This is a genomic window from Stenotrophomonas maltophilia group sp. P373 (genome assembly GCF_053295075.1).
Genome location: NZ_CM129994.1, coordinates 2,142,021 through 2,155,134, shown reverse-complemented (window position 1 = coordinate 2,155,134; position 13,114 = coordinate 2,142,021). Strand labels below are relative to the sequence as shown.

The 13,114-nt window shown below is 66.5% G+C and carries 12 protein-coding genes; 9 read left to right on the top strand and 3 right to left on the bottom strand.

Annotated features, from left to right (window positions below; all coding sequences use genetic code 11):
* From ACSYHF_RS09960 to ACSYHF_RS09920, 9 genes are all read left to right on the top strand, one after another.
* On the top strand, positions 1-1,278 hold the full coding sequence (locus ACSYHF_RS09960) for an NAD(P)/FAD-dependent oxidoreductase (RefSeq protein WP_447576380.1): 1,278 nt from the start codon (positions 1-3) through the stop codon (positions 1,276-1,278).
* Positions 1,275-2,042 carry a DUF1365 domain-containing protein gene (locus tag ACSYHF_RS09955; RefSeq protein WP_188247396.1) on the top strand — a complete coding sequence of 256 codons (768 nt, stop codon included), beginning with the start codon at positions 1,275-1,277 and terminating at the stop codon, positions 2,040-2,042. The genes ACSYHF_RS09960 and ACSYHF_RS09955 overlap by 4 nt, the downstream gene beginning before the upstream one ends.
* On the top strand, positions 2,039-3,298 hold the full coding sequence (locus tag ACSYHF_RS09950) for a class I SAM-dependent methyltransferase (RefSeq protein ID WP_447576379.1): 1,260 nt from the start codon (positions 2,039-2,041) through the stop codon (positions 3,296-3,298). The genes ACSYHF_RS09955 and ACSYHF_RS09950 overlap by 4 nt, the downstream gene beginning before the upstream one ends.
* Position 3,299: 1 nt before the next feature.
* Positions 3,300-3,845 (top strand): DUF2878 domain-containing protein, encoded by a 546-nt coding sequence (locus tag ACSYHF_RS09945; protein ID WP_447576378.1) that lies wholly within the window; start codon positions 3,300-3,302, stop codon positions 3,843-3,845.
* Positions 3,842-4,627: a DUF1295 domain-containing protein gene (locus ACSYHF_RS09940; RefSeq protein ID WP_053496659.1), complete on the top strand. Its 786-nt coding sequence runs from the start codon at positions 3,842-3,844 to the stop codon at positions 4,625-4,627. The genes ACSYHF_RS09945 and ACSYHF_RS09940 overlap by 4 nt, the downstream gene beginning before the upstream one ends.
* Positions 4,624-5,697 (top strand): SAM-dependent methyltransferase, encoded by a 1,074-nt coding sequence (locus ACSYHF_RS09935; RefSeq protein ID WP_005416505.1) that lies wholly within the window; start codon positions 4,624-4,626, stop codon positions 5,695-5,697. Before ACSYHF_RS09940 ends, ACSYHF_RS09935 begins: the two co-directional genes overlap by 4 nt.
* An 8-nt stretch (positions 5,698-5,705) precedes the next feature.
* Complete coding sequence (locus ACSYHF_RS09930) at positions 5,706-6,239, top strand: lipocalin family protein (RefSeq protein ID WP_005416504.1); 534 nt, start codon at positions 5,706-5,708, stop codon at positions 6,237-6,239.
* Positions 6,240-6,551: 312 nt separating this feature from the next.
* Positions 6,552-7,178 carry a LuxR C-terminal-related transcriptional regulator gene (locus ACSYHF_RS09925; RefSeq protein WP_447576433.1) on the top strand — a complete coding sequence of 209 codons (627 nt, stop codon included), beginning with the start codon at positions 6,552-6,554 and terminating at the stop codon, positions 7,176-7,178.
* Positions 7,175-9,544 carry an ATP-binding protein gene (locus tag ACSYHF_RS09920; protein ID WP_447576377.1) on the top strand — a complete coding sequence of 790 codons (2,370 nt, stop codon included), beginning with the start codon at positions 7,175-7,177 and terminating at the stop codon, positions 9,542-9,544. Before ACSYHF_RS09925 ends, ACSYHF_RS09920 begins: the two co-directional genes overlap by 4 nt.
* Here the strand turns inward: ACSYHF_RS09920 and ACSYHF_RS09915 are convergent.
* The 3 genes from ACSYHF_RS09915 to fusA all read right to left on the bottom strand — a co-directional run bounded on the left by ACSYHF_RS09915 (position 9,501) and on the right by fusA (position 12,928).
* Complete coding sequence (locus ACSYHF_RS09915) at positions 9,501-10,256, bottom strand: SapC family protein (RefSeq protein WP_053496662.1); 756 nt, start codon at positions 10,254-10,256, stop codon at positions 9,501-9,503. The genes ACSYHF_RS09920 and ACSYHF_RS09915 overlap by 44 nt on opposite strands.
* Positions 10,257-10,366: 110 nt before the next feature.
* Complete coding sequence (locus tag ACSYHF_RS09910; RefSeq protein ID WP_005409616.1) at positions 10,367-10,639, bottom strand: hypothetical protein; 273 nt, start codon at positions 10,637-10,639, stop codon at positions 10,367-10,369.
* 252 nt (positions 10,640-10,891) lie between these two features.
* Positions 10,892-12,928 carry an elongation factor G gene (fusA, locus tag ACSYHF_RS09905; protein WP_447576376.1) on the bottom strand — a complete coding sequence of 679 codons (2,037 nt, stop codon included), beginning with the start codon at positions 12,926-12,928 and terminating at the stop codon, positions 10,892-10,894.
* Positions 12,929-13,114 lie beyond the last annotated feature (186 nt).

The window sequence follows — 13,114 nt, the reverse complement described above, 5'->3', positions numbered from 1 at the left end:
ATGCGCATCGCGATCATCGGCTCCGGCATTGCCGGCCTGGCCAGCGCCTGGTGGCTGGACGGCGAACACGAAGTGACGCTGTTCGAGGCCAACGATTACCTGGGCGGGCATACCCACACCCATGACGTGCAGGTGGACGGCACGCGCATGGCGGTGGATACCGGTTTCATCGTCTTCAATCCCCTGCACTACCCGCTGCTGACGGCGCTGTTCGAAGAACTGGGTGTGGCTTCGCAGCCGACCACCATGAGCTTCTCGATGCACAGCGAGCGCAGCGGCGTCGAGTACAACGCCACTTCGCTGGATGGCCTGTTCTGCCAACGTCGCAATCTGGTTTCGCCGCGCTTCTGGGGAATGCTGGCCGACCTGCGCCGGTTCTACCGGGATGCGCCGCTGCTGCTGGCGGAAGACGAAGGCCCGACACTGGGCCAGTACCTGCGCAGCCAGCGCTACGGCACCGCTTTTATCGACGAGCACCTGCTGCCGATGGCTTCGGCACTGTGGTCGTCACCGACCGCCACGGTCATGCAGTTCCCGGCCCGCTACCTGGCCCAGTTCATGGCCAACCACCAGATGCTGCAGATGACCGGGCGCGCACCCTGGCGGGTAGTCAGCGGTGGCTCGGCACGCTATGTCGATGCCCTTCGCGCCCGCTGGCGGGTGCGCGAGCGGCTGGAATGCCCGGTTCACTCGGTCGAACGCATGCCGTGGGGCGCGCGCGTGCACAGCGCGGCGGGCGTGGAGGGTTTCGACGAGGTCATCCTGGCATGCCACAGCGACCAGGCGCTTGCCCTGCTGCGTGACGCCGATCCGGCCGAGCGCGAAGTGCTCGGCGCCATCCGCTACCAGCCCAACGAAGCAGTACTGCATACCGATGCATCGTTGCTGCCGCGCAACCGCAAGGCATGGGCTGCATGGAATGCACACGTTCCCAGGGATCCAGGCGCGCCCTGTACGGTCAGCTATTGCATGAACCTCCTGCAGGGCCTGCCCGGTGACACCCCGCTGGTCGTGACCCTCAACCGCAGCGAGGCGATCGATCCGGCCAAGGTGCTGCGCAGGCTGCACTATGCCCACCCGGTGCACGATCATGCCGCTATCCGTGCCCAGCAGCGCTGGGCAGAGCTGCAGGGCCGCCACCACACCTGGTTCGCGGGCGCATACTGGGGCTGGGGCTTCCACGAAGACGGCATCCGCAGCGCCCGCCGCGTGGTGGACGCGATGCGCGAGTGCACCGCGCACCGTGACAGCGTTGTACCCGGCGAGGTGGCAGCGTGAGTGCCAGCGCACTCTACTTCGGGCAGGTGATGCACCGACGGCATCATCCGCAGCCCCACGCATTCCGCTATCCGATCGCGCAGCTGCTGCTCGATCTGGACGAGCTGGAGACCGTGTTCGCCGGGCGCTGGCTGTGGTCGGTCAATCGCCGCAACCTGGCCGAGTTCCGCCGCAGCGACTACTTCGGCAATCCCGCACAACCACTGGCCGATGCGGTGCGCGACCGTGCCGCGGCCACCCTGGGCTATCGGCCTACCGGCCCGGTACGCCTGCTCACCCATCTTCGCTTCGCCGGGCACGTATTCAACCCGGTCAGCTTCTACTACTGCTACCAGTCCGATGGCAGCACCCTGGACTGCATCGTCGCCGAGATCACCAATACGCCCTGGAAGGAACGGCACGCCTATGTGCTGCCAGTCGCCACGGCCACCCACGAAGGCGCCTCGCTGCGCTGGCGGTTCGACAAGCGCTTCCATGTCTCACCGTTCATGCCGATGGATTGCCACTACGACTGGCGATTCAACTGCCCGGAGGATGATCTGCGCGTGCACATGCAGGTCTGGCGCCAAGGCGTTCGCCAGTTTGATGCCACCCAGACCATGCAGCGGCACGCGCTGGATGGCCGCGGGCTGGCCCGGGTCCTGGCCTGCTATCCCTTGATGACCATGCAGGTGATGGCCGCCATCCACTGGCACGCGCTGCGGCTGTGGCTGAAGCGCAACCCCGTGCATGACCACCCTGCCCTTGCCGAGAAACCGCGATGAACTCGATGACTCCCCTGGTCGCCCTGCCGCGTCCCGGCGCCTTGGATGCCTTCCTGCGCCGCCGCCTGCTGGAACAGCTTGCCCCCATGCGCGACGGCCGCCTGTGCGTGCGTGATGCACTCGGCAAAGTCTGGCTGGGCGAAGCCCATGGCGAACTGCAGGTGACCGTCACCATCGATGACCCGGCGTTCTACCGCAAGGTTGCAGCGCAAGGTAGCGTGGGCGCAGGTGAAAGCTACATCCAGGGCGAATGGCACTGCGATGACCTGGTGGCGCTGATCCGGCTGCTGGTGCGCAATCGCGACCTGCTCGACGGCATGGAGCGCGGCCCGGCCCGCGTGGGTGGCTGGCTGCTGCGCGGCTGGAACCGCCTGCGCCGCAACAGCCGTGAAGGCAGCCGCCGCAACATTGCCGCGCACTACGACCTTGGCAACGACTTCTTTGCCCTGTTCCTGTCGCCGGACCTGATGTATTCCTCAGCCCTGTTCGACACAGAAGACGAGTCGCTGGAATCCGCCTCCCGGCGCAAGCTGGACCGCATCTGCCAGCAGCTCCAGCTCAAGCCGGGCGATCGCGTGGTGGAGATCGGCACCGGCTGGGGTGGTTTTGCGCTGCACGCCGCGCAGCACTACGGCTGCCACGTCACCACGACCACCATCTCCGCCGAGCAGCACGCGCTGGCTGCCCAGCGCGTGCAGGCGGCCGGCCTGCAGGACCAGGTCACGCTGCTGATGCAGGACTACCGCGACCTGCAGGGCCAGTTCGACAAGCTGGTGTCGATCGAGATGATCGAAGCCATCGGCGCAGAATACCTGGACACCTACATGGCCACGCTGCAGCGCCTGCTCAAGCCTGATGGCGTTGCCCTGCTGCAGGCCATCACCATCGAGGACCATCGCTACGAGCAGGCCCGGCGCAGCGTCGACTACATCAAGCGCTATGTGTTCCCCGGCAGCTTCATTCCGTCGATCAACGCGATCATGGCCGCCAAAACGCGGTCCAGCGACCTGCAGCTGATCGCCCAGCAGGACTTCGGCCACTCCTACGCGCTGACCCTGCGCGCCTGGCGCCAGCGCTTCCTCGACCGGTTGCCCGACGTGCAGGCGCAAGGCTTCGATACGCGCTTCTGCCGCCTTTGGGAGTTCTACCTGGCCTACTGCGAGGGCGGCTTCCTGGAGCGCTCGATCGGGGTCTCCCATCTGCTGATGGCGCGCCCGGGGCATCGCCCGGGCGCCTCATCGGGCCAAGGCAGCTGAGATGCGCAGATTCTGGCCCAATCTGCTTGGCAACCAGCTGGTCTGGGTGTGCGCCGTGGCCGGCGCCGGGCGCGGCTGGCAGTGGCCGGCGTTGCTGGCAGCCTCTCTCTACATCGGCAGCCAGCTGCTGACGTCGCCGCGACCACGGCTGGATCTTCGGTTGATGGTGTTGGCACTGGCCTGCGCATGGCTGGTCGACGCCAGTGCTGCCGCCAGCGGCACCGTGCGCTACGCCGCCGCCCCGCTGGGCTGGGTGCCGCCTCCCTGGATCATGGCGCTGTGGGCCGCGTTCGCGATGACGTTGACCACCTCGATGCGCTTCCTGCTGCGCCACCCTGCCTTGCCGGCCCTGTTCGGCCTGCTGTTGGCACCGCTGGCCTACCTCTCCGCAGCGCGCGGTTTCGATGCGGTCCGCTTCGCCGCACCCACGTGGCAGGGCCTGCTGGTGCTGGGCGCGGGCTGGTGCATCGCGCTTTCGCTGCTGTGCGTCACCGCTCGTCGCGGCTCTCGCACCACCCCGCCCTCCCTGGCTGGAGCATCGCCATGATCAATCTGCTGTGGGTGCTGCTGTACGCCGTGCTGGTGATGAGCTGGGGCTGGGCCTGGCAACGCCGCCACCAGAACATCGGCGTCGTCGACGTGCTCTGGGCCAAGGGCGTGGGTGCCTCTGCCCTGCTGCTGGCGCTGCTCGGCGATGGCGCGATGTTGCCCCGGATTGCGTTGGGCCTGCTCGGCGGCCTGTGGGGCAGCCGGTTGGCGCTGCACCTGTGGCGCCGGGTCCGTAGCGAACCCGAAGACGGGCGCTACCGCTATCTGCGCGAACACTGGCAGAGCCACCAGGGCAAGATCTTTGGCTTCTTCATGGCGCAGGCGCTGCTGGTCGTGCTGTTCGCCCTGCCCTTCGTTGCGGTGGCAGCCAATCCCCATGCTGGCCTGACACCGTGGACAGTCGCCGCAGCCCTGGCCTGGCTGCTGAGCGTCGGCGGCGAGAGCCTGGCCGACCGCCAACTCGCGCGTTTCCGCGCCGACCCGGCGAACAAGGGCCGCACTTGCCGCGAAGGGCTCTGGCGTTATTCACGCCACCCCAACTACTTCTTCGAGTGGTTGCACTGGTTCACCTATGTGCTGCTTGCCGTCGGCTCCCCCCTGTGGTGGCTGGCGTGGGCCGGGCCGCTGCTGATGTATCTGTTCCTGCGCTATCTCAGCGGTATCCCCTTCACCGAGAAGCAGGCGTTGCGCAGCCGCGGCGACGACTACCGTGCCTACCAGCGCAGCACGCCCATGTTCTTTCCCTGGTTCCCCCGTTCTTCCAAGGAGCATTCCGCATGAGCGCGATCCCGTCACTGAATCCGGCCGAAGATGCGGAAACCGGGCTGATCGCCTGGGCCGAACGCGGGCTGGTTCCCGATGCGGCGCTGCGTGCCGGCATCCGGCGCCTGTGCGCGCAACGCCTGCATGAGGAATCGGCGGGAGGTATCGAGGCACAGTCCGCGCGCTTCAGCCGTCGCATCGCAGAACTGACCGACAGTCCGCTCGCATTGCATACCGACGCGGCCAACCGCCAGCACTACGAAGTTCCCGCGGCATTCTTCCAGGCCTGCCTGGGCAAGCGGCTGAAGTACAGCAGCTGCTACTACCCCACCGGGCGCGAAACGCTGGACCAGGCCGAGGAGGCGATGCTGGAACTGTATGGCCAGCGTGCCGGACTTGCCGACGGCCAGCAGATTCTCGAACTGGGCTGTGGCTGGGGTTCGCTGACCCTGTGGATGGCCGAACGCTATCGGCAGGCCAACATCACTGCGGTGTCCAACTCGCACAGCCAGCGCCAGCACATCATGGCGCAATGCCAGGCCAGGGGCCTGCACAACGTCGAGGTACTGACCCGCGACGTCAACCAGCTTGAGCTGCCCACGGCACGCTTCGATCGCTGTGTCTCGGTGGAAATGTTCGAGCATGTGCGCAACTACCAGCGACTGCTGGCGCACATCGCGCAGTGGCTGAAGCCCGACGGTGCGCTGTTCGTGCACATCTTCGCCCATCGCACGTTGATGTACCCGTTCGAGACCGAGGGTGGCGACAACTGGATGGGGCGCCACTTCTTCACCGGCGGCCTGATGCCGGCCGCTGACACCCTGCTGCATTTCCAGCGCGACCTGCGACTCGATCAGCGCTGGCTGCTGGACGGCACCCACTACCAGCGCACCGCCGACCATTGGCTGGCCAACCAGGATGCGGCCCGCGAGGCGGTGATGCCGGTACTGGTCGCAACCTACGGCCAGGCCGCGGCGAAGATCTGGTGGCAGCGCTGGCGCATGTTCTGGATGGCCTGCGCCGAGCTGTTCGGCTACGACGATGGCCAGCAGTGGCTGGTTGCCCACTATCTGTTCCGTCCCCGTTGAGGTGTGACATGCGCATGCGCTCCCTGCTTCCCCTGCTGGCCTTGAGCCTGTTCGGTTCCGGCTGCAGTTCCAGCGATACCCGTCCCCTGCCCCGCCCGCCCTCGGTGGACGTGCCGCGCTTCATGGGCGACTGGTATGTGATCGCCCACATACCCTCATGGCCGGAGCGCGAGGCCTTCGACGCGGTTGAGAGCTATGCACTGCGGCCGGACGGGCGCATCCAGACGACCTTCACCTATCGCAAGGGCAGTTTCGACGCCCCGCAGAAGTCGATGCACCCGGTTGGCCGGGTGGAGAAGAACGGCAATGGCGCGATCTGGGGCATGCAGTTCGTCTGGCCGATCCAGGCTGAGTATGTGATTGCCTGGCTGGACGACGACTATGGCCAGACCATCGTCGCACGCAGCAAGCGCGACTATGTCTGGTACATGGCGCGTACCCCGCACGTGTCGGACAGCGACTACCAGCACGCCGTGGAGCGCATCGCGGCCATGGGCTACGACACCGGCAGGCTCAGGCGCGTACCTCAGTCGGTGCGATAGATCGCTAACCGCCCACCACTCGGCTCGCGGGTGACCAGGCACTTCGGCGTGACGCGTCACATTAACACCCCCTCGAAGGGTGCCGGCAGCCCTGCAACCCAGGCCACCTGTACCCAGCGAGAGCGCGCCAGGACACTGCGTCCACACGGCTTTCAACCTGACGATACGTCCAGCCCATGGATCAGCTCTTATCGATGGAGCTCATACATCGATCTTTAGGAATAGTCGTAAAAACGCAACAAATTCGATGTTCGACGCGACAGCGGCGCCAGAATGGCGGCCACGCCCACGGGCGCTGACCACCTCCCGCGCATGAATGGATTTCCTGCACCGCGCCGGCTTCGCCTGGCGCTCCTGGACGACCATGAAGTCGTCCGTCGCGGCACCGCCCTGCACCTGTCAGGCGATCTCCGGTTCGACATCGTCGCCAGCCATGGTTGCAGCGGTGCGCTGATCGACAGCCTGCACCGCTTGCCCGTGGATGTGGCCATCATCGATCTCACGCTCGCCCGTGGCGACCTGGGCGGCATCGAGCTGGTTACGCTGCTCTGTCGCGAATTCCCGCGCACACCAATGCTGGCCTTCGCCACGCTCTCTCCCACCACGAATCTCAACAGCCTGATCGATGCCGGACTCGGTGGGTTCGTCAGCAAGGCCGAACCCCTTGCGGCATTGTCCGACGCCATCGTGCGCGTCTCCCAGGGCCTGATCCGGATTCCGCCGGACGTCAGGCTGGCCGGTGATCGTGGCGAGCTCAGCCGCAACGAGCGGGAGGTACTGGAGCTGCTGCTGGAAGGCCTGACCGTATCGGAGATCGCGCTGCGCCGGCACCGCAGCATCAAGACCGTCAGCACACAGAAGGTCGCGGTGCTGCGCAAGCTGGGATTGCGCAGCGATGTGGAGATCTATGCGCTGCGTGAACGGCTGGAGTCTCCGTGAGGCGCCATGCGCCATTGCGCCCGTGCCTGCTGATCCTCGGGTTGCTGGTGCTGCTTCTCCTTCCCGCTGCGTCGGCGGAAGATATCCGGTCACCACGCTGGCTGCCGGGCAGCAGCGTGCGGGTCTCCACCGCCCCGTCCCTACGCCCCGCGCCCGCGGCGATGGCCGATCCGTCATCACCGCCGACGCTCGCCCATGGCTACGCCAACCTGGTGGCGCGTCACGCCCAACTCAGCTTCCTGGAACAGCCCTACCCGACGACCGCCGCATCAATCCTCGCTGTGTGCCATCACGAGGCCGACCTGGTCATGGTGTTTGGCGGTGCGAGACACCAGAAGCTACCCTGCCCCGACCTTGCCGCGTCCAGCCGCTTCCGGGGTGGCGCCACCCTGCTGGCAGGGCGCGCCGGCGAATGGCTGCCACGGGAGATACGCGAGCTCGACGGCCGGGTCGTCGCCGTCGTTGAAGGCGGGCCCTACGCCGGCTGGCTGCGCGCGCATCACCCTCAGATCCGGCTGCAGCCCCTGCCTGATCGGTACGCAGCATTGGCGGCAGTGCAATCCGGCGTGGCCGACGTGGCGATTGGCCTGGAATCCACGCTGCGCCCGCTGGTTCGACGCCATTTCAACGGCAGCCTGCGCCTGCAGCCATTCGACAGCGACTTCTCCACCGACCTCTACCTGCTCGTCCGCCAGGAAGACCAGCAGCTGCTTGAACGCATCGGACAGGCATTGCGGGAGATCACACTGGAGGAACATGCGAGCCTGCTCCACCTGTGGGCAGGCCAGACCCTGCCAGCAGCGGCGGGAAACGCACTGGACTGGATGCAGGCCTCGCCCCCGCGCGGCTGGCTGTTGCTGGCCCCTCTGCTGGTCGCCCTGCTGCTGTGGCCCATGACCCGTCACCTGCGGGTACGGGGCGACCGCCGCAGCGCGCAGGCCATCGGGATGATCAGTCACGAGATGCGCAATTCTGCGCAGGCCGTACTGGCCTCGATCGAGCTGCTTGGACAATCGGCACTGCCGAAAGGCGAGCGCGATCTGCTCGCCGCTGCCAGCAGCGCCAGCCAATCCCTGCGCGGCCTGTTGAATCGCGCACTGGATTTTTCGCGTCTCGCCAGCGGCGCTTTCAGGCCGCATGCACAAGCCTGTGATGCGACCCAGCTTTGCCGGCAGGCACTGGAGGCCATTCGGCCACAGGCGCAACGGAAAGGGCTGCAACTGCATCTTGATGCCCCGGCCGAACCTTCGCCGATCATTCTGGTAGACAGTGATGCGCTACGCCAGATTGCCAGCAATCTGCTGGCCAATGCGGTGAAGTTCAGTGATATCGGCGGCATCGAGCTGCGCCTGCAACTGCTTCCAGCAGCGCGGCCGCAGGAGCTGCTGATGGAGGTGATCGACAGCGGGATCGGGATCGCGCCAGCACAGGTAGCCGAACTGTTCCAGCCTTTCCGTCAAGGCAGCGATGGGCAGCAGCGTGGCGGTAGTGGCCTCGGGCTTTCCATTGCACGCGAGCTGGCGCGTGCGATGGGAGGCGATCTGACCGTGCACAGCGTCCTCGGTCGCGGCAGCCGCTTCATCCTGCGCCTGCCGGTGTGCGCAGCTGACTCTGCCGAGAGTGTCCGGGACATGCCCGTGGAGGGCACGCCACTGGCCGGGCTGCAACTGCTGCTGGTGGAGGACCACGCACTCAATCGCCACGTCATTGCTGAACAGTTGCGGCGCTGGGGCGCCGAGGTATGTGCCCTGGAAGACGCGGCCAGCGCGCTGGCCGAACAGATACGCCACCCCCGCCCTGCCGCGTTGATCGACATCGGGCTGCGTGGCATCGATGGCTACGCATTGGCACGCGAACTGCGCGCCCGTAACGGGCATCCGCTCCGCCTGATCGCCTTGTCCGCCCGCACCGGGCGAGGTCACCACGCACGTTGCCGTCGCTCGGGTTTCGATGCGGTGCTGGCCAAGCCGTTGCGCGCCGCCGAACTGCTCGCTGCGCTGGGCATTCCGGCGCTGGGGAGCCTGGACGCGCTTGAGCCGGCGACTGAAATGGACGCGGCCTACAGCGCCGACATCTGCGATGAACTCAGCAGGATCGAGCGGATTGTCGATCGTGCAGACGCATCGGCGCTCGGTTATCACGCGCACCGATTGCAGGGCGCGCTACAGATGCTGGGTCAATGCGAGCACGCCGCAATCGCGGCCGAGCTGGTCGATCTGGCGCAGGACGCCACGCCAGACTGGACCGACGCACGTCGCCTGCTGTGCGTACTGCAGGCCGGACAGGGCGCCCGCGTCGCGGGAACCCTGCCGAACCCCTTGATCACGCGGCCAGACGCTCGACCTGGCGACGGGTCAGGTCATTGAAGCGACCCAGCGACATCAGGTGCTGGTGGATCAGTGCCAGCCAGCCACTGCGGTGCCACTCGACCACGGTTGCTTCCGGCAGCGCCACGAACTTCTCGACGTCCACGACCAGGAAGCCGTTGAGGTTGAACTCCCGGCCATCCGGGATACGCACGGTGGCGTTGCGCTCCACCAGCAGGCCGTTGTCGACCAGGGCCTTGGAGAAAGCCTGGGTCTGTTCGTGTTCGCGGGTGTACTGGCCGCAGAATTCCAGGGCCTGCTGCACCATCTCGGTGGCCTTGCCGTCAACGAACAGCGGCTGGCCTTCCTCGCCCCCCTTGACCACGCGCGGGCTCTCTTCGTCGATGCCCAGCAGGAAATCATTCTCCGCACCGGTGTCGATGAAGATGAAGGGGTGGCGGCGCAGGTAGGCGGGAATGTAGGCCTCGTCTTCCCACAGGCCATCCTTGATGAACAGGTTCTGGTCGGACACGCCCACGGCAGCCATCGGAACCGCGCTCGGGCCGGCAAACAGGATCGGGAAGTGGTGCAGGGCCAGCGAGAACTCGCCCAGCACCAGCGGAATGGCATTGTTGCCGGCGGCGAACTCCAGCTTGCCCGGTAGGATGCGCAGATCGGCATGCACATCGGCCTGCAGCGGCACCGGGCGGGTATAGAACAGGGGGGCGCCGCTCGGCGCCGCTTCGGTGGTGGTGTCGCTGGTGGTGGTCATGTTGGGAACCGTTCGATCATGCGCGCCTGCCATCCCGGGCACGCCAGCGGGAACAACCTGAATCCCGCATTATCAACAAGCTCGATGACAACGGCCACCCCACCGGCGAACTATTTCAGCTGCAGGGGGTAGCGCTGCCAGAGTACGTGGACCAGGAAACCGGCCAGCTCGGTGTCGCGGGCACTGACCGCCGCACGGATCTTGTCCAGCAGCACCATGTCGCTGCAGGAACGCACGTCGGCATGATTGGCCTGCCCTGCCCTGCGCGCACGATAGCGCGCCGCCCGCTGCGCATCGCTCATCGCGTACCCGAACTTGGGCGGACGACCGCGCTTGCGCGGCAGGGTCAGCTCCAAGGTTCCGGGGTCTTTGTCATCACGCATGAGAGGGGTGCGGGCGGCGGCGAGCAACGGGGGGTGCGCAATTTATCGTGAGGCATCACTTTAATCCAGCTTTTTCTACAGATTTGGTGCGATGCAGCGCCAATGTTGCCGTGTCGGTGCGGATCCATCCACGCATGGCGTGGATCTACTGCAGAGCTCGCGACCCGGTCACCCGGTAGATCCACGCCATGCGTGGATACGGAAACCCGGACAAAAAAAATGGGAGCCCGCGAACGGGCTCCCTTGCCTTCTTCATGCCGCGCGTACTGGCTCATAGCCGTGCAGGTGCGCCTCACTGCTGGCCCGCCCCTGGCTGAGCGAACGCAGCGAGGTGGTGTAACCCACCAACTGCGCCAGTGGCGCGAAACCACTGACCTCGGCACGACCGTCCTGGTCCTCGATGCGGGCGATGCGGCCATGGCGCCGGTTGAGGTCGCCGACCACATCACCCACCGACGCCGACGGCGAATGCACCGTCACCGCCATCACCGGCTCCAGCAGCTGCGTGCCACCCTCGGCCAGCGCCGCCTTGATCGCCTCGGCGCCTGCGCGATGGAACGCCATCTCCGAAGAGTCCTTGGCATGGGTCTGGCCATCGACAAGACTGACCTCGATGCCGACCACCGGATGTCCCTGCGGACCTTCCGACAGCGCGGCACGCACGCCCTTTTCCACCGCTGCGATGAAGCTGCGCGGCACCACGCCACCGACGATGCGGTCGTTGAACACGACAAGGTCGTCGTCGCGCGGCGTCACATCCAGCACCACGTGCGCGAACTGGCCCTGTCCACCGGTCTGCTTGACCAGCCGCCCGACGACACCGGTCATCGGGCGCATCGGCGTCTCCTGGTAGGCCACGCGTGGCGCACCTACGGCCACGTCGACCTTCCATTCGCTGCGCAGGCGCTCGACCATCACTTCCAAGTGCAGCTCGCCCATGCCCCAGACCAGGGTTTCACCCGTTTCCCGGTCCGTTTCCACACGGAACGAGGGGTCTTCCTGGGCCAGGCTGGCCAGTCCCTGCGCCATCCGGATCAGATCCGCCGCACGCGCCGGCTCCAACCGCCAGGCCAGCACCGGCGCCTGGGCCTGGATGTTCTCCAGCCGCAGCGGCTGCGCACGGCTGCTCAGCGTCTCGCCACTGACCGCATCCTTCCAGCCCAGTACCGCGACAATGTCACCGGCCACGGCCTGCTCGATGTCATGGGTCTGGTCGGCCTGCACCCGCACCAGGCGACTGACACGCCGCCCTTGAGGATGCTGCGAACTGGCCACCGCGTCGCCCACCTTCAAGGTGCCCGAGTACAGCCGCACGAAGCTCAGCGCGCCGTGCTGCTGGTGGGTGATCTTGAACAGCAGGCCTGCCAGTGGACCGTCCGGATCCGGCGGCAGCATCACCTCGCCCTCATCGCTTTCGGCGCTGACAGCAGGGCGATCCAGCGGCGACGGCAGGTAATCGACCACGGCATCCAGCAGCGTCTCGATGCCCTTGTCCTTGAACGCAGCACCGGCCAGCACAGGCACGCCTGCACCTGCCAGCGTCGCCCGGCGGATTGCCGCGCGCAGCGCCCCGGCATCGATCACGCGACCTTCCAGCCAGGCATCGGCCAGTTCTTCGTCATGATCGGCCACGGCTTCGACCAGCGCATCGCGCTGGGCCTGCCATTGGGCCCGCGCCGCTTCGTCCCACGGGGTCACCGTGGTTGCGCCGCCTTCCTGCCACTGCAGCATGCGCTCATCGACCAGATCGACCCAGCCATTGAAGCCGCTTTCGCTGCCCAACGGCACGCCCAGCGCCCACGGCCGCGCGCGCAGCTTGTCCTGCAGCTGCTCCAGCACGCGCTCAAACGAAGCGCCTACGCGGTCCATCTTGTTGACGAAAGCGATCAGCGGCACGTGATGGCGACGCGCCTGGCGCCACACCGTCTCGGACTGCGGCTGCACGCCGTCCACGGCCGAGAAGACGGCCACGGCACCGTCGAGCACGCGCAGTGAACGTTCGACTTCGATGGCGAAATCGATGTGGCCGGGAGTATCGATCAGGGTCAATCGATGCGCCGGCAGGTCGCGCGGTGCCCACTGCGCCTGCACGGCGGCCGCGCCAATGGTGATGCCCCGTTCGCGCTCGATCGCCGAGAAGTCGGTGGTCGCATTGCCGTCGTGCACTTCGCCGACGCGATGGATCTCGCCGCTTTTCCACAGCAGGCGTTCGGTCAGCGTGGTCTTGCCGGCGTCGATGTGGGCAATGATGCCAAGGTTGCGACGGCGGGAAAGGACTTGGGTGTTCATGAGATAGGTTCCTGCAAAGCCAACGATGGGGGCCGCGCACCCCGGTTGGCGACAGGGTGCGCGGCTAGCGTTCGGTCTCGGCGATCTGGTGCATGGCACGTTCTCCTTGCGGTACGTCGGGTTAGGGAAATGAAACTGCAGAAACGAAAAGAGCGCCCCGAAGGGCGCTCTGTGGATGATCCAGCG